21 protein-coding genes and 1 pseudogene are annotated in these 20,337 nt (G+C 57.9%); 1 reads left to right on the forward strand and 21 read right to left on the reverse strand.

Annotated features, from left to right (window positions below):
* Positions 1-108: 108 nt before the first annotated feature.
* From WMO20_RS13345 to WMO20_RS13410, 14 genes are all read right to left on the reverse strand, one after another.
* The gene (locus WMO20_RS13345) at positions 109-642 is read right to left on the reverse strand and encodes an LOG family protein (RefSeq protein ID WP_349187170.1); all 534 of its coding nucleotides are present in this window, start codon (positions 640-642) and stop codon (positions 109-111) included.
* Positions 643-664: 22 nt separating this feature from the next.
* Positions 665-1,237, reverse strand: coding sequence for a chromate transporter (locus tag WMO20_RS13350; RefSeq protein ID WP_349187171.1), 573 nt, complete (start codon positions 1,235-1,237; stop codon positions 665-667).
* Positions 1,234-1,803 carry a chromate transporter gene (locus tag WMO20_RS13355; protein ID WP_349187172.1) on the reverse strand — a complete coding sequence of 190 codons (570 nt, stop codon included), beginning with the start codon at positions 1,801-1,803 and terminating at the stop codon, positions 1,234-1,236. Before WMO20_RS13355 ends, WMO20_RS13350 begins: the two co-directional genes overlap by 4 nt.
* An 18-nt stretch (positions 1,804-1,821) precedes the next feature.
* Entirely contained in the window at positions 1,822-2,559 is a 738-nt protein-coding gene (locus tag WMO20_RS13360) for an acyl-[acyl-carrier-protein] thioesterase (protein WP_349187173.1), read from the reverse strand.
* A gap of 66 nt (positions 2,560-2,625) precedes the next feature.
* Positions 2,626-3,858 (reverse strand): ABC transporter substrate-binding protein, encoded by a 1,233-nt coding sequence (locus tag WMO20_RS13365; protein WP_435387770.1) that lies wholly within the window; start codon positions 3,856-3,858, stop codon positions 2,626-2,628.
* Positions 3,858-4,703 carry an ABC transporter permease gene (locus WMO20_RS13370; RefSeq protein WP_308562872.1) on the reverse strand — a complete coding sequence of 282 codons (846 nt, stop codon included), beginning with the start codon at positions 4,701-4,703 and terminating at the stop codon, positions 3,858-3,860. Before WMO20_RS13370 ends, WMO20_RS13365 begins: the two co-directional genes overlap by 1 nt.
* Entirely contained in the window at positions 4,703-5,518 is an 816-nt protein-coding gene (locus tag WMO20_RS13375; RefSeq protein WP_005926516.1) for an ABC transporter permease, read from the reverse strand. Before WMO20_RS13375 ends, WMO20_RS13370 begins: the two co-directional genes overlap by 1 nt.
* A 6-nt stretch (positions 5,519-5,524) precedes the next feature.
* Positions 5,525-6,571 (reverse strand): spermidine/putrescine ABC transporter ATP-binding protein, encoded by a 1,047-nt coding sequence (potA, locus tag WMO20_RS13380; protein WP_112091092.1) that lies wholly within the window; start codon positions 6,569-6,571, stop codon positions 5,525-5,527.
* 250 nt (positions 6,572-6,821) lie between these two features.
* A complete protein-coding gene (locus WMO20_RS13385) occupies positions 6,822-7,799 on the reverse strand; it encodes a DUF4340 domain-containing protein (RefSeq protein WP_349187175.1) in 978 nt (325 codons plus the stop codon).
* Positions 7,800-7,809: 10 nt separating this feature from the next.
* A complete protein-coding gene (locus WMO20_RS13390) occupies positions 7,810-9,246 on the reverse strand; it encodes a DUF7088 domain-containing protein (protein ID WP_242983222.1) in 1,437 nt (478 codons plus the stop codon).
* 12 nt (positions 9,247-9,258) lie between these two features.
* Entirely contained in the window at positions 9,259-10,131 is an 873-nt protein-coding gene (locus WMO20_RS13395; protein ID WP_349187176.1) for an ABC transporter permease, read from the reverse strand.
* A 1-nt stretch (position 10,132) separates the two neighbouring features.
* Positions 10,133-11,101 (reverse strand): ABC transporter ATP-binding protein, encoded by a 969-nt coding sequence (locus WMO20_RS13400; RefSeq protein WP_349187177.1) that lies wholly within the window; start codon positions 11,099-11,101, stop codon positions 10,133-10,135.
* 196 nt (positions 11,102-11,297) lie between these two features.
* Complete coding sequence (gene rpmE / locus WMO20_RS13405; protein WP_112091087.1) at positions 11,298-11,498, reverse strand: 50S ribosomal protein L31; 201 nt, start codon at positions 11,496-11,498, stop codon at positions 11,298-11,300.
* A gap of 161 nt (positions 11,499-11,659) precedes the next feature.
* Complete coding sequence (locus WMO20_RS13410) at positions 11,660-11,947, reverse strand: hypothetical protein (protein ID WP_349187178.1); 288 nt, start codon at positions 11,945-11,947, stop codon at positions 11,660-11,662.
* A 138-nt stretch (positions 11,948-12,085) separates the two neighbouring features.
* Here WMO20_RS13410 and WMO20_RS13415 point away from each other — a divergent pair, with 138 nt between their 5' ends.
* Complete coding sequence (locus WMO20_RS13415; protein WP_349187180.1) at positions 12,086-12,310, forward strand: helix-turn-helix domain-containing protein; 225 nt, start codon at positions 12,086-12,088, stop codon at positions 12,308-12,310.
* Between the two features lie 70 nt (positions 12,311-12,380).
* Here WMO20_RS13415 and rnr read toward each other — a convergent pair whose 3' ends face one another.
* The 7 genes and pseudogenes from rnr to WMO20_RS13450 all read right to left on the reverse strand — a co-directional run.
* Positions 12,381-14,504, reverse strand: coding sequence for a ribonuclease R (gene rnr, locus WMO20_RS13420; RefSeq protein ID WP_112091086.1), 2,124 nt, complete (start codon positions 14,502-14,504; stop codon positions 12,381-12,383).
* Between the two features lie 173 nt (positions 14,505-14,677).
* Entirely contained in the window at positions 14,678-14,929 is a 252-nt protein-coding gene (gene secG / locus WMO20_RS13425) for a preprotein translocase subunit SecG (protein WP_005923602.1), read from the reverse strand.
* 101 nt (positions 14,930-15,030) lie between these two features.
* The gene (locus tag WMO20_RS13430) at positions 15,031-16,626 is read right to left on the reverse strand and encodes a penicillin-binding transpeptidase domain-containing protein (RefSeq protein WP_349187182.1); all 1,596 of its coding nucleotides are present in this window, start codon (positions 16,624-16,626) and stop codon (positions 15,031-15,033) included.
* A 353-nt stretch (positions 16,627-16,979) separates the two neighbouring features.
* Entirely contained in the window at positions 16,980-18,134 is a 1,155-nt protein-coding gene (locus WMO20_RS13435; RefSeq protein ID WP_349187183.1) for a site-specific integrase, read from the reverse strand.
* 127 nt (positions 18,135-18,261) lie between these two features.
* On the reverse strand, positions 18,262-18,456 hold the full coding sequence (locus WMO20_RS13440; RefSeq protein WP_055185100.1) for an excisionase: 195 nt from the start codon (positions 18,454-18,456) through the stop codon (positions 18,262-18,264).
* Positions 18,457-18,668: 212 nt separating this feature from the next.
* On the reverse strand, positions 18,669-19,961 hold the full coding sequence (locus WMO20_RS13445; RefSeq protein WP_349187184.1) for a virulence-associated E family protein: 1,293 nt from the start codon (positions 19,959-19,961) through the stop codon (positions 18,669-18,671).
* A gap of 76 nt (positions 19,962-20,037) precedes the next feature.
* Positions 20,038-20,337, reverse strand: a pseudogene (locus tag WMO20_RS13450) (hypothetical protein); the annotation flags it as partial.

Below are 20,337 nucleotides of genomic sequence, written 5' to 3' on the forward strand. Positions count from 1 at the left end.
GATACCGGGGCGTCCGCGGACGCCCCGGTATCCCGAAAAAGAAAAAAGACCACCGCACAAAGCCATGTACAGCAGTCTCCTTACGTTTGAGAAGTAAGCTTCCCAGTATCATTTTTCAAGAATCGCGCGGATCTGGGCAAGGTCGGCAGCAAAGGCGATGTTCCGCTGCCGCGCCGGAGTAGAAAGCCCCATGGTGATCATCTGCTGCAAAAGCTGGTGCAAAGGCTGGTAGTAGCCGTTCAGGTCGTAGAGGATGCAGGGCGCGTCCAACTGCTCCAGCGACAGCTTGCTGATGACCTCGGTGATCTCCTCCAGCGTGCCGGTGCCGCCGGGGAACGCGATAAAGGCATCGCCTAGTTCGATCATTCTGGTCTTGCGGGCGGGGATATCCTCGGTCACGATCAACTCAGTCAGTCCCTCGTGCTGCAACTCTGCGTCCAGAAAGCACTTGGGCTCTACGCCGGTCACCCTGCCGCCTGCGGCCAGTACACTGTCGGCTAAAAGCCCCATCAGGCCGCTTTTGCTGCCGCCGTACACCAGCGCGTTGCCGCTTTCGCCGATCCAGCGCCCCAGCTGCTGCACAGCCTGTGGCAGTGCAGGGTCGTTGCCAAGGTTTGCGCCCAGATACACAGTAATGTTCATTGCAGTATCCTTTCTTGCCGGGTCAGATGCTCCACAGCACTGCGCCCAGCACCGCAGAAAGAAGGATCATCCCGATGGGGGACGGCGCTTTCTGCGTTTTCTTTTTATAGGCAAAATGCAGGATGCCCAGCAGGGCAAACACTGCCAGCGCACGCGCATCCGGGGCAAAGCCGCCGGAAACGGTGGTAAAGCCCCCCAGCGTGGAAAGCCCCATGGTGCAGGCGGTGGCTAAGATCATAGCCACCACGCAGGGGCGCACCCCGGCCAGAAAGGCGTTGACCCCGGCGTACTTCATCAGGCTGTGCAGCGCCGCCGCGATGAGCAGGATGATGACAAAAGAAGGCAGCACCACCCCCACCGTTGCCGCAAAGGAACCTGCCAGTCCCGCCTGCGAAGCGCCGATAAAGGTAGCCATGTTCACCGCCAGTGGGCCGGGGGTGGACTCTGACACTGCGATAAAGCTGAGAAACTCGCTCTCGGTCAGCCAGCCGTGCCCCAGCACTGTTTCCCGCACCAGCGAGATCATGCCGTAGCCGCCGCCAAAGGACACCGCACCAATGACAAGGAAGTTCCAGAACAATTGCAGCAGGATCATTTTGTGCCGCCTTTCTTCCCCTGCCCTACCGCATAGGCCAGCACCCCGGCTGCGCCGCAAAGCAAAATGCAGCAGATGGAGGAAAACTTTACCACCAGCACAGAGCAGCCCACCATGGCCGCCAGCACCACCGCCACCACTGCCGTGTTGAAAGGGGTGCGCTGCAGGTTTTTGAGCATCTTGACCCCTGCGGATAAAATCAGGTAGATGACGCAGGCCTGAATGCCTTTAAAGGCATTGGCTACCACCGTCAGCTGCAAAAAGCGGTCGAAAAACAGCGAAATAAGATAAATGACTGCAAAGGACGGCAGGCACACCGCCAAAGTGGAAGCCGCCGCACCGGCGGCACCTGCCAGCTTATAACCGATATAGGTGGCGCTGTTCACCGCCACAGGGCCGGGGGTGGACTCGGCAATGGCGACCATATCCAGAAACTCCTCCCGGGTGAGCCAGCGCTTTTCCTCTACAAATTCGTGCTCCAGCAGCGCCACCATGGCGTAGCCGCCGCCAAAGGTAAAGGCACCGATCTTAAAAAAGGTGCCGAACAATTCTCCGGTTTTGGACATAGGCATCCCTCCATGTTTTTACTGCTTGACCGGCTCCAGCTCCAGATAGCACTCGAAAGCCGTTTTGTCTGCGCGCTTGGCAATAAAGTACCAGCCATCATCCGAGGGGGTGTAGAACACCTCCACCTGCTGCCCCATGGGGACTTCGCGGTGATAGTTGATGGAAGCGAACTTTACAACGTGATCGCGCATGATCTCCAGCGGCAGCGCGTCACAGACGATATCCAGATAAAAAGCGTTGTTGATGTGATAGTGCAAATCGCACTGGGAGTAGCGCGCCGTAACCAGACCGGCGCTGGTCAGGCTGTCCCGGCGTTTATGCAGCAAAAGGGGCAGCTCCTCTTTCACCGTCTCGTTCCAGTATCCCTCTACCGTCCAGCCCGGCTGGCGCAGGATGTGCCCATTCTCAAGGCTGGACATGATCCAGCGGCTGTCCACCATGGCTACCTCCTGTCTGGCTTCGTCCGTAAGGGTGGTGACGCGCTTGATAGAGCCGCGGAGAGCCTTTTCTGAGCGGGAGCAAAGGGTCAAAGTCTCGCCACGGCGGGGCACGCGGCTGAACCGCAGCGCCTGCTTGCCCACCAGAAACGCTACGCCGTGATCCTCAAAGAACTTATCGTCCATGCCAAAGTGGCGGGCGTGCATGGTGGAGATCTGCTCCACATAGCGCAGCAGGGCGCTTGCCTTGAGCAGGCTGTGGCAGTCTGCATCGGCATTTTCTACCACGGCGGTGCCTTGATAATAAAACTGTTCCATATTCTTTCCCTCCTATCGGAAAAAGGCCGCCGCACCACGTCCGGGACGGCAGCCTTGGTTGAACGATCAATACTGATTGCGGGTCTTTCTGCGCACCTTGCGCCAGATATTGAAGCAGGCCAGCGCCAGCATAGCCAGCAGCAGCAGTAAAAACAGGTAGCTGCCGCCGCCTTCATCGTAACTCTTCATCTCGCTCCACTTCAGGTCCAGTTCGCTGTTCACCTCATCGCTCAGGGCGGTGAACACCTTCTCGCGGGCGGCGTCCTCTTCAGACGGGTAGGCGATCTCGCTGGTTTTCAGATCCTCGTCCAGCACCTCCCATACATCGTGCATGGGGGTGGTGTAGCCGATATACTCGCTGTTAGCCTTGCCGATGTCGGTCTCGCACATGAAGTTGATGAACATCTCGGCGGCTTCCTTGTGCTCGCTGGCGGCAGGCACAGCCATGCAGTCCACCGAAAGCACACTGCCCTCCTCCGGGAACACCCAAGCCAAATCCGGGTTATCATCGATCATGGTAATGGCATCGCCGGAGTAGTACACGCCGATAGCAGCCTCGCCGCCGATCATCTTATCAAAGATCTCGTCCATGACGTAGGCCTGCACCAGCGGCTTCTGTGCCTTGAGCTCTTCCACCACCTCGTCCACCTCTTCCGGGGTGGCGGGGTTGATGCTGTGGCCGCTCTTGAATGCAGCGATAGCGTAGGCGTCGCGGCTGTTGTTGAACATCAAAATGTTGCCCGCATACTGTTCATCCCACAGGTCTGCCCAGCAGGTGGGGGCTTTGTCTACCATAGTGGTGTTGTAGATGATGCCGGTGGTGCACAGCATATAGGGCACAGTGTAGGCGTTCTGCGGGTCATAGTCCGGGTTGCGGTAGCCTGCATCGATTTTTTGGAAATTGGGGATATTGTCGTAGTCAAGGGGCGCAAGCATCCCTTCGTTGATCATCTTTGCTACCATGTAGTCGGAGGGGATGATCACATCGTAGTTGGCTGCGCCGGACTTGAGCTTGGCGTACAGGGACTCGTTGGAGTCGAAGGTAGTGTAGTTCACCTTGATGCCGGTCAGCTTTTCAAAGGCGGCCACCACGTCCACGCTGTCATCCGAGCCATTGGAGATGTACTCGCCCCAGTTGTAGACGTTCAGGGTGACGTTCTGCCCCTTGAAGCGGGTCCAGTCGTAAGCGTCCGACACCGAGACGTCCTCGGTCACCTCGATGGTACCGGCGGCAAACACCGGCAATGCGGCGCACAGCGCCACAGCCAGCGTCAGCAGCAATGCAGCAATGCGTTTCATCATGCGCCCTCCCCTCGCAGCGTTTTCTGATCCTTGCGGTAGCTGCGGCTCTCCATGGCATTGGACACCAGAATGACGCTGAGGATGACCACGAACATGATGGTGGACAGTGCGTAGATCTCTGGGCTGACCTTTTTGCGGGTCATGGAGTAGATTGCAATGGGCAGGGTCTCCACCGTACCGCAGTTGAAATAGGAGATCATGAAGTCATCAATGGAATAGGTCAGGCAGATGAGGAAAGCCGACAGGATGGCGGGACTGATCTCCGGCAGGATGACCTTGAAGAAGGCCTGTCTGGGATCACAGCCAAGATCCAGCGCTGCTTCGTACAGTTTGATATCCAGCTGCTTGAGTTTGGGACTTACATTAAAGATAACGTAGGGCACGTTGAACGCGATATGCGCAATGAGCAGCGTAGGCAGACCCATGATGTTGTCCGGCAGCCATGCAGACTGCGCAGCAAAGCGCTGGTAGGCCACAAACAGCAGCATCAGGGAAATGCCGGTGATGATCTCCGGGTTGACCACCGGGATATAGGTAATGTTGGTTACCAGCAGGCGGCTTTTGCGGCTCATGGAGGCAATGCCAAGGCTGGCTGCCGTGCCCAGCACCGTGGCGATGATGGCAGACAGGATGGCCACCTCAACGGACACCCACAGCGCATGGAGGATGGACGCATTCGTGAACAGGCTGCGATACCACTTGAGGGTGAAGCCGGTGAAGAGCGAATAACCCTTGCTCTGGTTGAAGCTGAACACGATCATGTAGGCAATGGGCAGATACATGAAGCAGAAGAACAGGATGATGTAGACCCGCTGCATCAGGCGCAGATGTTTTGTTTTCATCAGGATACGCCCTCCATTTCATCCTCGTCAAAGCTGGATGTAAAGCTCATGCACAGCAGTACGATGATCATCAGCACCAGACTCATGGCAGAGCCGACGTTCAGGTTATAGCTGTTGCCCAAAAACTGCATCTCGATCAGGTCACCGATCAGCAGATTAGAGCCGCCGCCCAGCATACGGCTGATGACAAAGGTAGACACCGCCGGCACGAACACCATGGTGATGCCGGTGCTGATGCCCGGCACGCTCATGGGGATAAGCACCCGCACAAGGGTCTTGGTGGTGTTGGCACCAAGATCCTGCGCAGCTTCCACAAGGCTCTGGTCGATCTTGGTCATGCTGGTGTACAGCGGCAGGATCATGTAGGGCACATAATTATACACCATGCCCAGTACCACCGCACCGGAGGTGTTGAGCATGGTATAGGGGCCAAGGCCAATAAAGCCCAGCAGGGTGTTCACCGGGCCATTGACGCTGAGCAGACCCATCCATGCGTAGGTGCGCAGCAGAAAGTTCATCCACATTGGCAGCATGACCAGCATAAGCATGATGTGCTGCTTGTTCACCCGCAGACGGGACAGAAAATACCCCACCGGGAATGCGATGACCAGACAGATAACGGTTGCAATAAGCGCCAGCAGCAGGCTGCGGGCAAACACCGAGCCGTAGCCGCTGATGGAAGTAAGGTTATTCAGGGTAAAGTTACCCTCGGCGTCGGTCATGGCGTAGTACACCACAATGAACAGGGGCACAACGGTAAACAGCACCATCCATACAAAGTACGGATAGGCCAGCTTTTTATCATAGATCTTCATGGCACATCACCCCTCGCTCCGCGCCATGATATGGATCTCGTTGGGGCCGATGCGCATACCAATGGTCTCGCCGGGGGTGCAGGCGCGGGTGGAGTGGATCAGCCACTCGCGGCCTTCGCACTCCACGTGCATCTCAAAGTGCACGCCCTTGAAGATGACATCGTTCACCACACCCACAAGCTGGCCTTCCACCGGGGAGACCACCTCGATATCCTCCGGGCGCACCACCACCTGCACGCTCTGTTCCCGGGCAAAGCCGCGGTCCACGCAGGGGAAGTCCACGCCGGAGAAGGACACCAGAAAGTCCCTGTGCATCACGCCGTCCACGATGTTGGAATCGCCGATAAAGTCTGCCACAAAGGCGTTTTTCGGCTCGTTGTAGATATCCTCCGGGGTGCCGATCTGCTGTACCTTGCCGCCGTTCATGACCACGACGGTATCGGACATGGTAAGCGCTTCCTCCTGATCGTGGGTGACATAGATAAAGGTGATGTTCATCTCGCGCTGCAACCGCTTGAGTTCCAGCTGCATCTCCTTGCGCAGCTTCAGATCCAGTGCACCCAGCGGCTCGTCCAGCAACAAGATTTCCGGCTCGTTGACCAGACTGCGGGCAATGGCCACGCGCTGCTGCTGACCGCCGGACATCTGGCTGATGCTGCGGCGCTCGAAGCCCTTTAAGCCCACGACCTCCAGCATATCGCGCACCTTGCGGCGGATGGTGTCCTCGTCCAGCTTTTTGAGCCGCAGACCAAAGGCCACGTTCTCGAACACATTCAGGTGCGGGAACAGCGCGTATTTCTGGAACACGGTATTCACCGGGCGCTTGTAGGGCGGCACACCGGTAATGTCCTCCCCTTTCAGCAGCACCTTGCCGGCGTTCGGCTCCAGAAAACCTGCGATCAGGCGCAGGGTGGTAGTTTTGCCGCAGCCGGAGGAACCGAGCAGCGTCACGAACTCCTTATCATGGATATCCAGATTCAGCCCATCCAGAATGCGCTGTCCATCAAATTCCACTACGATATCCCGCAGTGAAACGACCACAGAGTTGTCCATTTTATATGTTATCCTCCTTGTTCTCAGATACGAAAAAAGACAGGGAACCTGCCCCATCTTTTTTGCGTATAGGGGCTGCTCCGCTCCGCGCAGCAGCATGATCTTGCGCGGCGGACTTACCCTGTCACGGTTTATAATAAACAATCCCAGTCGGATTGTCAATCACTCTGCCGATGTTTGCCGCAACTTTATAAAAAGCTGCAAAAAAATATACGCTGCGCCTTGGTTTCGGCGCAGCGCACAAAAGGAATCATTCCTGCGTTTTCAGGTCGTTTTCGGTCAGCAGAAGCGCCTGTACAGTGCTTGTGTCCACCGTGTATACCGAAGGTTTCCCTTCCACTTGCAGATACCACCCGTCTGTGCCGCAGGCGTAGGCCAGCTGCACGGTGGAGCCATCCTCGCTGGTAACGGCTGCGGTGAATACCGGTGCATCAAAACCGCAGGCAGAAAGGTCGGCGTCCGTAGTTTGAGCGGTGGCATAGGTGCACAGGGCAGACAGCAGACTTTGCACCTTGTCCTGTGCAAGGCTGGCAGTGGGGTCAGACGCCAGCCGCCACACTGTCTCGTAGGTGGAGGAAGAGGTACTGTCGGCGCTTTCGGTCGGCTCGCTGACGGCGTTCAGGGTGACAGAGCTGCCATCGACCAGCGTATAGGCCACCTGCGTAATGGCAGAAGCCGTAAGCCCTGTGGGGCAGAAGCTGCCGAAGAGCCCGGCCTTATCCAGCTGGAAACAGGCAGCTTTGTTGCCGCTGACGGTGTAGATGGCATCGTCCCCGGCTTTTTGCGCATAGAGATCCCCGGTTACCGGGTTTTCTGCCCCGAAGGTCAGGGTAGTGCTCTGCCCTGCCGCTGTTACCGTGACGGTGAGCTGCGGGCTGTCCAGACCGTAGTCCTCCCCTGCCTGCGGCGTCAGGCTGCGCTTGGCATTCAGTGCCATCAGGGCAGTGCGCATGGTGTTGCAGGCGCTTTCGTCCAGATGATAGGCAGGGTCCTGTGCCAGCAGCCAGCTGCCGCCGGAATATTGCAGAGTGTAGGTCTCGCCGTTATAGGTGTACTCGATCTGCTCCAAGTCCTCAGCGGCAAAGCTGGAAAGGGGGATGCTGCCCTCGGCGGCGGCACTGGCAGACTGCTCAGCCTTGGCGTTGCTGCGGATCACCGCCCACAGCGCCGCGCCCAGCAGCACTGCCGCTGCCAGCAGCGCCAGCAGGGCACGCTGTTTTGTTTTCATAGCGGTCTCCTTATCTGCGGCGGCGCAGCAGCACCACTACTGCCCCGGCAATGAGCACCGCCGCCGGGAGCACGAACACAAAGGTCAGCCCCAGTGCAGCGGCGGTAGAGCCTGCCACCGTGATGGGCTCGGCTTCCAGCGCCTTGGTGTCCACAAGGACATCCTGCCCTACCAGCGAAGCGGCGCAGCCCTGCAAAAAGGTCAGGTTGCCGGGCATGGACTGATAAAGCTGCTCGTTATCCATGTTGGGGCAGCCGATCCAGAGGACCTCGGCACCGGTATCCTCGTTCCGTGCCCAGACAGCCAGTGCAAAGGGGCCGTCTGTGTCCCCGTCCTCCCGCTCCATGGTGGTAAGGTCGTCGATATCAGCCTTGGCATAGGCAGCGGAGGAGCTGTTCAGCAGCGGCTCGGCGGTGACATCCTCGGTCTCGGTGACCGTGATGCCCTGTGCCACTGACAACATGACATGGGTATTGGTGTTCACGCCGTTCAGCGCGGTGCTCTCGGTGGGCGTGCCGTAGTCCGGCAGCAGCGACCATGCAGAGTTATACAGCGCCTTGCTGCTGTCGCCCTCCACCACCATGCCCTCTGCACGGGCAAGGCCGAACTGCGCCAGCACGGCGTCCAGCTGCGGAGTCTGGGCGTAGACACTGCTGGTCAGCAGCAGTTTTCCGCCCGCCGCCAGATAATTTTCCAGCTGGCTGATCTCATCCACAAGGCCGTCCCCTGCGGTAAAATCGCTGGTGGGCGCGTTGATGATAAGCAGATTGCAGTCCTCCGGGATGGTGCTTGTAAGCAGATCCAGCGGCTGGGCGTCGATATTCTGGGCGTCCAGTGCATCGGTCAGGGAGTCGGTCAGGGACTGCTCGCCGTGGTTGGTGGTATAGTAGGCGTGGTTCTGTCCGGCTGCGGTGAGCTTATAGATGGCAGAGGTGATCTGCTTTTCGCCGCCAAAGGTCACGCTGGCAGAGCCGGTGGTGTAGTAATCGGTGTAATCGTATTCGTACAGGTCGGCGGCATCCAGTACGGTGCTGTTCTCCCCGCAGGTGACGATCAGACTGCCGGTGGAAACATTCTCCGCACCGTACTTTGCGGCAAAGGTGGGGTACAGGGTGGGGTCCTTCTGTTCCCAGCTCAGGTGCCCGCTCTCGGCGGCGTAGTGATCCAGCAGCTTTGTGATGATGGCATCCTCGCTGCCGGTTTCGCAGAGGTAATAGATGTGCACATCCTTTTCCAGCCCCTCCACCAGCGCTTTGGTGCTGTCGCTCAGGGTGTACATTTTGGCTTCGGAGAGGTCGAACTCGGTATATTTTGTGGGGATCGCCCGCACCAGCAGGTTGAGCAGTACCGCCAGCACCAGCACTGCTGCCAGCATGGCGGTGGACAGCAGTCCGCTGCGGAATACCCTGCCTTTCTGAGAGGACGCGTTCTTGTTCCATTTCATCATTGCGGCCTCCTCTCAGTTCCAGCGGCGCTTTTCCAGCCCCTGCGCAGTGAAGAACAGGAACACCGCCGCCACGGTCAGGTAGTAGACCAGTGTGGGGATGGAAAAGCTGCTGTTGACAAATTCTTCAAAGGGGGTAAACAGGCACAGGGCGCTGAGCACCGCGCTGAAAGCTTCGGTCAGCCAGCTGCTCTTGAGCAGGAACAGCGCCGTAAGCGCCACGCAGCACCCCGCAAAGGAAAGACAGCCCAGCGTAAAGCTTTTGCTGCGCAGCCCCGCCGTTACGCTGAGCACGGCGGCAATAGCGGTAAACAGCGCCAGTGCCACCGCGCTGCCGGTAGTGAACATGGTGCGCAGACTGGGCATCATATAAGCCAGCAGCAGCGCCGCCACGCCGGACACAGCGGCGATGATCTGGTTTTCGGTCAGGCTGGAAAGGAATACCCCAATGGCAATGGCGGCGCAGCCCATAAGGTAATAGCACAGCAGCGCGGAAAAATTGGCCAGTGTGCTGGTGCCGGTAGCGCCCAGCACCTTCAGCACAAGGATCATGCCCGCATCCACAAGGCAGGGCAGCGCAAAAATGACGCAAAGGGCAAAATATTTGCCCAGCACGATGCCGCCCACCGACACCGGGCTTGTGAGCAGCAGCTGGTCGGTGCGGCTGTGGCGTTCCTCCGCAAAGGAGCGCATGGTGAGCACCGGGATGTAGAGCAGCAGCACAAAAATGGTGCGGCACAGCGTGTAGTAGCCAAAATCCGGCAGACCGTAGCCCAGATTCAGCGCCACAAAGTAGATGGCCGTAGACGCCAGCATAAAGGCGGTAAGCACCGCACCGATCATGCCGTGAAAGCAGCTGCGGAGCTCTCGTTTAAAGATAGCAGCCATCTCAGTTCCCCTCCCCTTCTGCCGGGGTGTCCTGCTCCGGCGTTTTTTCGGTCAGCGCAAGGAATACCTCCTCAAGGCTGCGATTCTCGGCGGCAAGCGCCAGCACGGTGCAGCCGGCCTCGGTCAGTGCCCGGGACACGGCGGCGCGGCGGTCGGCGGCGTCCTCGCTCTCGGCGGTAAAGGTGACCTGACCGTCTGCAGCGCTTTCCAGTTCTACCCGGCAGATACCCGGCACGCTGCGCACTGCGGCAAGCACGGTATCGGTCTCGCCCTGCGCGGTGGCGCGCAGGCGGCTGCCGGGGTTCAAAGTCTCGCCCAGTTCCTCCGGGCTGCCCACAGCCACCAGACGTCCCTTGGAGAGGATGAGCACCTGCTGGCACACCGCCTGCACCTCGCTGAGGATGTGGCTGGACAGAATGACCGTGTGCGCCTTGCCCAGCTCCCGGATGAGGTTGCGGATCTCGATGACCTGCGCGGGGTCCAGCCCCACGGTGGGCTCATCCAGAATGATGAGCTGCGGGCTGCCCAGCAGCGCCTGCGCAATGCCCACCCGCTGACGGTAGCCCTTGGACAGGCTGCGGATGACCCGGGGCAGCACTTCTTCCAGCCCGGTGCGGCGGGCAGCAGCCAGCACCTGTTGCTTGCGCTGCGCACGCTTGACCCCCTTGAGCTCTGCCACAAAGTCCAGATACTCCTGCACGGTCATTTCCGGGTAGAGCGGCGGTTGCTCCGGCAGGTAGCCTACACAGGCTTTGGCCTGCTGTGCCTGCTCCGGCAGACGGAACCCGGCTACCTTCACCTCGCCCTCGGTGGGTGCCAGATAGCCGGTGAGGATATTCATAATGGTGGATTTGCCCGCGCCGTTGGGCCCCAGCAGGCCGTAGATCTGGCCGTCTGGCACCGTAAACGAGAGATCCTGCACGGCAGGGCGGCTGCCGTAGGACTTGCTCAGGTGAGAAACTTCGATCACAGCAAACTCTCCTTTTATTCAGAAGCTGTTTTGCGGAAAGCGGCATGGACGCAGCGCTTTCCGGTTTGGAACTGCTATAGTTTAGACGGAAAATGTGTTTAAATTAAGACAATCCTGTGTGGGAAAACGAAACATTTGCCCGCGCAAAACGCAAAAATGCCGCCTCCCGAAGGAAGCGGCATGAGATAGCCTATAATTACTTACGGCCGAAACGCTTGTTGAAGCGCTCAACACGTCCGCCGGTGTCAACCAGCTTCTGCTTGCCAGTGTAGAAAGGATGGCACTTGGAGCAAACTTCGACGTGGATCTCGGGCTTGGTGGAACGAGTGTTGATGACATTACCGCAAGCGCAGGTAATGGTGCAGTCAACGTAGTTCGGATGGATACCCTGTTTCATTCTTTTCACCTCAATTCTGGTTCTGACGTATTGGGGCCATATTTAATGTATGTGCCCATCACAACCTTCAATATCGGCTACCCCGTCGAGCGGCCTTGGAAACGATTGCCCTACTATTATAGCACGAATCGGCCAGAATGCAAGAGGGAAATTTAAGTTTTTTACAGCTTTTGCAGCGTCCAGCCCTTTTTTTCGGCCAGCTGCTCCAGCTCCCGGTAAGAAATCCGCAGCTGCGCGATGTTAAAGCCCGGCAACTCCGCAAGGCAGCTGCCGTCCTGTGTCCGGTGCAGCAGCTTGTGCACCTGCAGTTCCTGCTCGCCGTCCAGCGTTTCCAGCCCGGTCACATATTCTCCACACCGGGGCAGCGGCTGCTGCCAGTCAATGGTTTTGCAGACCCTTGCAAGCGTAAGATGGTTGCAGGTCACCGTCTGCCGGAATTCCAGTTTCATGATGTTCTCCCCTTTTGCGCCGGAGATTCACAGCTGTTCCCGACGCGATTCTATGATATAACATTTTGTTTTATATGTCAATATAACATTTCGTTATGCCTATACTTTACCTTGAATAAAGCCTTTGAGGTAAGCACCATGTATCAACGTATCCGAGATCTGCGAGAGGATCGTGATCTGCTGCAAAAGGATGTTGCGGCGTATCTGAAATGCACACAGGTCTGCTACTCCAATTACGAGACCGGCAAGCGGGATATCCCCACCGAGGTGCTGATCCAGCTTGCTCACCTCTACCATACCAGTACAGATTATATCCTTGGTCTTACGGACGACAGCGCCCCGCCTATCCCCCGTAAAACATAAAAACCGCCCCCGAAGCAGCACGGTCTTGTGCGCTGCTTCGGGGGCAGTCTGCTTTTGTTCTATTATAAGGTTACTGCTTTGCGCTTTCCGGGGCGACCTCAAAGTCGATCTTGCCCAGATTGACGTCTGCACGCACGATGGTGATCATCATGGTATCGCCCAGATTCCAGTTCTTGCCGGAAACAGGGTCGGAAAGGCGGACGCCCTCGGTGAGCATGGTGCCGGTGGCGGTCAGGCTGGAAGCGGGCACAAAGCCCTCCACGCCGTTTTCCAGTTCGATGAACAGGCCGCGCTGGGTCACGCCGGAGATGCGGCCCTCGTAGCACTCGCCCAGATGGCGGCGGGCATACTCGGCCTTGTAGCAGTCCTCGGCTTTGCGCTCGATCTGCATGGCGATCACCTCGCGCTCGCTGGCCTGCTTGCTGACATCCTCGGCAAACTCACTGTAACGCAGGATCATGGTGTCCTTATCGGTGCCCTTGAGCTGCGCCGTCATGATGCGGTGGATGGCCAGGTCCGGGTAGCGACGGATGGGACTGGTGAAGTGGGCATAATCCTGCAGAACCAGACCGTAGTGACCCTTGGGCTTTTCCTCATACACGGCCTTGGACATACAGCGCAGCATACCGGTGTTGATGATCTGCTCATAGGCAGTACCGCGCACGCCCTCCAGAATAGCGCTCAACTCCTTGGGGGTGGGCACGTCCTTTGCAAAGTGGTCGTTGACGCCGCAGGCCTGCAGCAGACCGTGCAGACGCTCCAGCTTTTCGGCGTTGGGCTCCTCATGCACGCGGTACACAAAGGGGATCTGCTTCACCCGGGCAAAGTGGGCGGCGCACTGGTTTGCCAGCAGCATGAACTCTTCGATCATGGCTTCGCTCTCGCCGGAGGTGCGCTTTTTCACATCGATGCAGTGGCCGTCCTCATCGAGGATCAGCTTTACCTCGCCGCTCTCGATATCCATGCAGCCGCGCTCCTTGCGCAGGCGGGCACGGTGGCCGTACAGCTCCTTCATGGCAGGCAGCTGTGCCAGTACCTCGTGGTACTTGCCGGTCAGCTCGTCATCGGCGTTGCCGGCCAGCAGGGCGTTGATCTCGGAGTACACGCCCTTGACCCGGCTGCGGATGACGGACTTGACAAAGCGGTAATCGGTCAGGTTGCCGTCCTTATCCAGCCGCATCAGGCAGGAGAAAGCCAGCCGCAGCACGCCCTCGTTCAGGCTGCAGATGCCGTTGGACAGCTGCTTGGGCAGCATGGGCACCACCTGATCGGCGTAATAGACGCTGGTAGCGCGGCTGAAGGCTTCGTTGTCCAGTTCGGTGCCGGGCTTGACGTAGTTGGAAACATCCGCGATATGCACGCCCAGCTCAAAGCCGCCGTCCGGGGTCTTGGTCAGGCTGATAGCATCGTCGATATCCTTGGTCTCGGCGCTGTCGATGGTAAAGATGGGCAGAGCGCGCAGATCCATGCGGCCCTCGCAGTCCGCAGCAGACACCTCGGCGTTGTCCAGCTTTTTGGCTTCGTCCCGCACCTTGTCCGGGAAGCGGCTGCGGATATCCTGCGCGTAGAGCAGTGCCTTTGCGCAGCGCTTGGCTTCGTCACAGCTGCCAAAGCGCATGGCCACGCCCACGCGGTGATCCTCCTGACGGTTGCCGCGCAGCAGGATCTCCACTGCCACCTTGTCGCCGTCCTTGGCGCTGCCTTCGCAGTCCCGCATGACCTGCATGGAGATAGCGGGGCAATCGTCCGGTACGAACTTCAGGCGGCCCTCCATGCGGTGCATGGTACCCACCAGCGCGTTCTTCTCTTCCAGAACAGCAAGGATCTCGCCCTCATCGCTGCCCTCTACCCGGGGGTGTGCAAACTTTTCCACCAACACCTTGTCGCCGGGCATTGCGCCGCGGGTGAACCGGCCGGGGATAAAGATATCGCTGGTGCCGTCCTCCAGCATGACAAAGGCAAAGTTTTTGCCCAGCTTTACCACCTTGCACAGCAGTGCCTTGTCGGCACGGCCGCTGCGCACGGTGAAGAACACGCCCTGACGCTGGCAGATGACGGCCTCGTGCACCAGCTGGTCCACGGCCTCCATCACCTTGCGGTCTGCGCCGCGATCCCCGCCGAACTTATTCTTCAGATCCTTTACGGTGCACGGCTGATTCTGGATCGCGTGCTCAATTTTATCGCGCATTGCCATAAAATATTTTCTCCTTCACTTCCGTGGCCGTGCATCTCCTGCGGAGCACAGCCCTGCCTTGGGACGGGCGCTTTCCCCTGTCCCCTCTTTGCGGCAGCCCGCAGAACCGGCTGCCCGCACTTTTTTCTGCACAGAAAAACAGCCCCGTCCGTTCACGGGGCTGCAACGCCTTCTCAGCCTGCCAGACGGCCTGCGAACAGGCAGGCCAGAATAGCGACCACAAAGAACACCACGCCTGCAATGCGGGTGACCTTAGCCAGCATCTGATCCGCCGGGGTCAGACGTGCATTGTTGGCACCGCCCACGCTGCCGTTGATGGCACCGGACAGACCCTGACCGTGGGTGTGCTGCATGAGGGTGAGGAAAACGATGACCAGCGAAGCCACCAGCAGAATGGCACCGCCAACAATTTCGATAACAGACATGAATCGTAACGCTCCTTTTATTTGTAAATACGGAAATCCACGCAAAAACACAACTATATAGTAGCATAACAAAGCCAAAATTGCAAGCGGAATCCGCGCATTTATCCCGCCGCTTCCAGCGCGGCGCACACCTGTGCAAAGATGGCTGCACCGGAATACGCCGTATGCACCGCGCCGTCCTGCAGCACCACAATGGTGTAGCGGGGCTTTTCTGCCGGCCAGAACCCCGCAAACCACAGGTTGCAGCGCTCGGTGCCCTCCGGGGTGAACTGCCCGGTCTGGGCGGTGCCGGTCTTGCCGCCCGCCCCGCCGGAAACCCCGGCGGCATCCTGCGCGGTGCCCTGCTGCACCACCTGCACTAACATAGTGCGCAAGAGCGCTGCGCTCTGCGCCGGGAGCACCCGCCGTCCCCGAGGGTGGCTGAGGGTCTCCACGGGCTGCCCGGTAGTCTCGTCCAGTGTAGCTTGCAGCACATAGGGCGCGCGGTATACGCCGTCCGCTGCAATGGTGTTGAACAGCGCCGCAACCTGCATGGGTGTCGCCAGCAGACTACCCTGCCCAAAGCTGAAATTGGCCAGCTGTCCGCTTTGTGCAAGCTCCTGCGGGGCAGGCAGCTGGCCGGCTTCGGCGGCAAGCCCTTCTGCCAGCGGCAGGCTCTGTCCAAAGCCGAACGCCTTGGCGGCGTCCAACAGTTTTTCCGCGCCCAGCTGCTGCCCCAGGCAGATAAAATAGCCGTTGCAGCTTTTTTCCAGCGCAGCGGCAAGGTCTACCTGCCCATGCGGCACCCCGCCCGCGCAGCGGAAGATCTGCCCATCCACCACCACCGCGCCGGTGCACTCGAAAACCGGCTGCAAGCCCGCTTCCAGTGCAGCCGCCGCCAGCACCGGCTTGAACACCGACCCCACCGCATAGCTTTGCAGCGCCCGGTTCAGGAAGGGGCTGTTCGCCGCCTGCAAACTGTCGGCAAGGTGCTCCGGGTCGTAGCCCGGCACACTGACGCTGGCGCGCACCGCCGCCGTGGCGGTATCCAACACCAGAATGCAGCCGCTTTGCATAGTGGTGGACGCCACCGCTTCCACCGCCCGCTGCACCGGACGGGAGATGGTCAGCTGCACACCCAGCGCCCCGCTGTCGGCTTGCAAAAGTTTGGGCGTCTCGCCGGTGCGCAGCGTACCCTGCGCTGTGACGGCGCAGACAAGGCTGCTGTGCTCCCCTGTGCCGGAAAGCACGGCGTCCAATGCCTTTTCCAGCCCGGCAGCGCCGTGACCTGTGCCATCCAGATAGCCCAGTAGATGCTGACACAACGGCACTGCGGCATACCGCCGGGCGGTGGGGTAACCGGTCAGTCCAAGGCGGGCGGGGTCGCAGTTCACCTCCAGCAAAAACGGCGCAGCGCGGCTGCGGCTGCGGTACAAAAGCGCCTGCCCGGCGGCGTCCGTGCAGGCATACAGCCGGTCGTAATTGCCCTGCCCGGGAAAACACACCACCTGCCAGCGCTCCTCTAACCCGGTGAGCAGCTGCCCCTGTGCATCGTAAAAGCTGCCCCGCCGGGCGGGCAGCTGCAGGGTGACCGTGCTCTGCGCCGCCGCCCGCGCGGCATAGGCGGGGTGCTGCGCCAGCAGATACAACCGGCACAGCACCACCATAAACCCCAGCAGCAAGGCAGCATACACCGCCAGCACCCGTTTGCCGGACATGAAGCCACCACCTTTCCGTTGCTGTTAGGGTGGGCAGCAGGGGTGCGGGGTATACATAAAAAGAGATGGAACCTCTCCGAAGAGAAATTCCACCTCTCTGGTGTATCTTATTAAGAAAGACTGGTACGGATTAGTACATGCCGCCCTTCCAAACCACACTTTTGGAGCCGAATCACGAATATCGGGAAACGTAGACTTTTGTAGAATTATCAAGGCCACAAGCCGATTTTTCCAGATTCTCCGTTTTTGCACGATCCACGCTTTTCTACGCAAATCTACGCCACTTACCGGGTGATTGGCGTAAGTTTTGGCGTAAGTTTCGGCGTAAGCAATTCCGCTTCATGCGTCGAAAATCACAGGTTGCCGGCGATCTGTTCAAAGGCTCTTTCAACCGATTCAAAGCTGCTGTGCGTGTAAACATCCAACGTCACACTGGCATTGGAGTGTCCCATCAGGTATTGCAGGCTTTTTACATCCAGCCCGGCCTGCTGAACATTGGTGCAGAAGGTGTGTCGCAGCACATGAGGTGTAATGCGCGGAACAGGTTTGCCGTACACCTTCTCAAACTTTCCCTGCACGCCACGCATATAGTTTTCCAAGTGCATTGCCACCTTCGGCATTCCGGACTTGTCCAGAAAGAGAAATCCGCTGCAGCCATCCACCAGCGCTTCCACTTTCGTGGACGCTCTGGCTTTTACCACACGCAACAGCGCTGCTCGAACAGTATCCGTCATGGGAACATTGCGGATACCGCTTTTTGTTTTCGGCGGTGTGACAAAGTAGGGCTTTTCAGCCGTCCGGCAAAGCTGCCGCCGGACATGGATACAGTGCCGTTCAAAGTCGATATCTGCTCGTGTCAGGCCATACAACTCACTCACACGCAAGCCGGTTCCCATAAGAATGACGATATCATCATAATAGTTGCCGCCATAGTCCTGAACGAATTGCAGATATTTCTCCTGCTGTTCTCTGGTCAGGGCATTGCGCACATAAGCGTCCTTCGGCACAACGTCCGACAGCTTGAACTTGAATGGATTCTTGCGGATGATGTCATCCTCCACCGCCATCTCAAACGCCGGTCTGACAACGCTTTGCAGGATTCCTATGGTGTTTTGCTTGAAACCGCTGTCACGCAGAAACACGAACCAGCCTTTCGCATCGGACAATTTTACCGTTTTGATGGCTTTTTGCCCGAAAGGGTCCGCATGAATCCGCTTGACCGCTGTGTTGTACGACCGAAGTGAATTGGGTTTCAACCCACGTTTCAGGTTCATATAGCGGTCAACCAGATCAGCCACCGTCATCTCTCCGGCGGCGTAGTCGATGCCGTCTGCCAGATCACGCCACAGCTCATCCTCTTTCTTCCGCAGCTCTGTCAGGGATTTGGCGTAAATACAACGCCGTTTCTTGTGGATATCGGTATAACGATAGTCGTAGGTGCCGTTTGCTCTCTGGCTTTCGCCATCCTTCAAAACACGGCCCTTGCTATCCTTGCGCTTTTCAGGCATTTAGAAGCTCCTTTCTGTGAAAAGCGCATCTATAAGGTCAGTGTCAGTATAACACATCAACCATGCGATTTCCACCCGCAGCGAATGAGAAAAGGACGGTTTCACATTTGCAGCCTTTGGTAGCCTCTCAAATAGAATATGCTTGCTCGACAAAGCAATCGAACAGGCGACGTTTAATCAGACGCTTGTTTCCCACCCAAAGGACGAATTTGCATTTATCTTCATTCGTAATTTCACGCAGTTTGTTGATGCCAATGCCGGAGTAAGCCGCAGCTTCTTCCAGCGTTAAATTGCTCTTTTCCCAAATCGGGACATCCTTCATAGGCAGACCTCCAATTCCTTGTAACCGAACACCTGTAACCGGGCAGGAAAATTCTCTTTTTCTGCACACAGGACATCCGGTGAGCTTTATACTTTTTCTTATCTTTTTAAGGTTACATGGTTACAGAAAGAGGAAAACGCAGCAGTCGTGCGGCTTTTGCGCCGTAACTGCAGCGTAACCGAACCTGTAACCAAACGTGTAACCGCTATCCATCAGAAGGGAAAGTCCAGTTGCTCGGCTTCCGTATCCGTTATTTCGGAGAAATCTTCAGCCCCGGTTTCGGGGCTGGTTACGCGCTCCCAGCCTTTCTGAACGCCGTACTTCGGGTAACGCTTGGCGGTTTTATGAGCCTGCCAGCCTTGGATATCGCCGCGCGAAATACCCGTGTTCATGATCTCGCAGATAGCACGGGTCTCCCACTCTGCCGGGATATTGGTGTTGCCCAGTGCTTCCGCATAGAGCTGCTTGGAACACACCCGGTCACCCGTGTAGTCCTCCAGAAAGGCATAAATCATACCAGCCTGTGCATCCTCCTGCATGAAGTCCTGCTGGTGGGCTTGCAGCGTTTCCTGCATGGCAGGGCTGAAGGACAGCTTGTAGCTGCCGCTGTTGTAGATGGTCATGGCTTCTGCCCAGAGCTGGTCGATATAGGCACGGGATTCAGCTTCATTGTCCAGGATGTGGACTTCGGCCAGTTCCGCATCCACTGGGACAGGGATAAAGCGGCGGTTGCCCGTGCGGTCACGGGGCAAAAAATCCTGCCGGTTGGTCGTGCCAGCAAAGACGCACTGACGCAGACGGTCGGCAGGATGTGTTTCGTAGGGGACTTTATAGGTTTCTTTCTGTTTGCTGAGAAAGCTCTTGATCTCCTCGATGCTCTTGGCATTGGCGGTGGCGATCATCTCCGACATTTCGATGATCCAGTGACCTTGCAGCTTGCGGTACACGTTGTCATCGTCCAGCCGCCGCAGGTCATCCGAGAACCACTCATCCTTGACCGCCAACAGCCGAAAAAAGCTGGACTTTCCCGCACCTTGCCCGCCCACCAGACAGAGCATGGTTTCAAATTTGCATCCCGGCTGGAACACGCGCTTAATGGCTCCCAGCAAGAAAATCTTCATGGCTTCGCAAGTGTACTCGTCCTCCGCAGCACCGAGAAAATGGTGTAGGACGTGGGCTATCCTTTCCGTACCGTCCCATTGCAGGCCGTTCAGGTAATCCCGGATGGGATGATAACGGTTCTCGTTGGCAACGATGCGGATAGCAGATTCAATTTTCTTTTCGCTGGAAATGCCGTATTTCTCCATCCGACGCAGGATATACTTCATGTCGGTGTCGTTCAGGGGCTTGCCGGAGCGGGGCCAGTCCACAGGCTTTACAATGTCGATGCGCTCGCTCAACAAGTTCAGCCGGATGGCATCGGCCAGCACGTGGTCATTCTGCAAAATCGTGATGCAGTTTTGGATCGTCCGCTGGATCTCTCCGTTGGAGTGTTTGGCCAGCATTTCCTTCACATCTTCAACGGTTCTGGGAGCACGTTCTTCGTTGACTTCTTTGCTCAATAAACATCACCTCGTACTATTATTGAAAGCGATTTTCTGACTTTTCCGCAGTTGAAAGTACAGATGGATTCCGCTGCGCCTGTTCTGCCTGCAAACGGCTCAACAGTTGCAGAACGGAATCCCGTGCTTTCTCCTTGACCTGTTCCTTGCCTTTCTGCCGGACCTCCGGCTTCAGGAGCTTCTCCTGCAAGCGGGCAGCGGTGGTCTGCATGGTCTTGAGAAACTTGTCCAACACGGTATCCAACCGATGGGCTGCATATTCTCTCGTGGACTGCGGAGCCTTGCGTTCAGGGGACAGCACCCACTTCTTCGTGTCCTC

This window comes from Faecalibacterium intestinale (assembly GCF_040096575.1).
Taxonomy (GTDB): Bacteria; Bacillota; Clostridia; order Oscillospirales; family Ruminococcaceae; genus Faecalibacterium; species Faecalibacterium intestinale.

Bases quoted from the DNA above. Each gene is read 5' to 3' on its own strand.
- WMO20_RS13345 (WP_349187170.1), bottom strand. From the start codon at position 642: ATGAACATTACTGTGTATCTGGGCGCAAACCTTGGCAACGACCCTGCA.
- WMO20_RS13350 (WP_349187171.1), bottom strand. From the start codon at position 1,237: ATGATCCTGCTGCAATTGTTCTGGAACTTCCTTGTCATTGGTGCGGTG.
- WMO20_RS13355 (WP_349187172.1), bottom strand. From the start codon at position 1,803: ATGTCCAAAACCGGAGAATTGTTCGGCACCTTTTTTAAGATCGGTGCC.
- WMO20_RS13360 (WP_349187173.1), bottom strand. From the start codon at position 2,559: ATGGAACAGTTTTATTATCAAGGCACCGCCGTGGTAGAAAATGCCGAT.
- WMO20_RS13365 (WP_435387770.1), bottom strand. From the start codon at position 3,858: ATGAAACGCATTGCTGCATTGCTGCTGACGCTGGCTGTGGCGCTGTGC.
- WMO20_RS13370 (WP_308562872.1), bottom strand. From the start codon at position 4,703: ATGAAAACAAAACATCTGCGCCTGATGCAGCGGGTCTACATCATCCTG.
- WMO20_RS13375 (WP_005926516.1), bottom strand. From the start codon at position 5,518: ATGAAGATCTATGATAAAAAGCTGGCCTATCCGTACTTTGTATGGATG.
- potA (WP_112091092.1), bottom strand. From the start codon at position 6,571: ATGGACAACTCTGTGGTCGTTTCACTGCGGGATATCGTAGTGGAATTT.
- WMO20_RS13385 (WP_349187175.1), bottom strand. From the start codon at position 7,799: ATGAAAACAAAACAGCGTGCCCTGCTGGCGCTGCTGGCAGCGGCAGTG.
- WMO20_RS13390 (WP_242983222.1), bottom strand. From the start codon at position 9,246: ATGATGAAATGGAACAAGAACGCGTCCTCTCAGAAAGGCAGGGTATTC.
- WMO20_RS13395 (WP_349187176.1), bottom strand. From the start codon at position 10,131: ATGGCTGCTATCTTTAAACGAGAGCTCCGCAGCTGCTTTCACGGCATG.
- rpmE (WP_112091087.1), bottom strand. From the start codon at position 11,498: ATGAAACAGGGTATCCATCCGAACTACGTTGACTGCACCATTACCTGC.
- WMO20_RS13410 (WP_349187178.1), bottom strand. From the start codon at position 11,947: ATGAAACTGGAATTCCGGCAGACGGTGACCTGCAACCATCTTACGCTT.
- WMO20_RS13415 (WP_349187180.1), top strand. From the start codon at position 12,086: ATGTATCAACGTATCCGAGATCTGCGAGAGGATCGTGATCTGCTGCAA.
- rnr (WP_112091086.1), bottom strand. From the start codon at position 14,504: ATGGCAATGCGCGATAAAATTGAGCACGCGATCCAGAATCAGCCGTGC.
- secG (WP_005923602.1), bottom strand. From the start codon at position 14,929: ATGTCTGTTATCGAAATTGTTGGCGGTGCCATTCTGCTGGTGGCTTCG.
- WMO20_RS13430 (WP_349187182.1), bottom strand. From the start codon at position 16,626: ATGTCCGGCAAACGGGTGCTGGCGGTGTATGCTGCCTTGCTGCTGGGG.
- WMO20_RS13435 (WP_349187183.1), bottom strand. From the start codon at position 18,134: ATGCCTGAAAAGCGCAAGGATAGCAAGGGCCGTGTTTTGAAGGATGGC.
- WMO20_RS13440 (WP_055185100.1), bottom strand. From the start codon at position 18,456: ATGAAGGATGTCCCGATTTGGGAAAAGAGCAATTTAACGCTGGAAGAA.
- WMO20_RS13445 (WP_349187184.1), bottom strand. From the start codon at position 19,961: ATGCTGGCCAAACACTCCAACGGAGAGATCCAGCGGACGATCCAAAAC.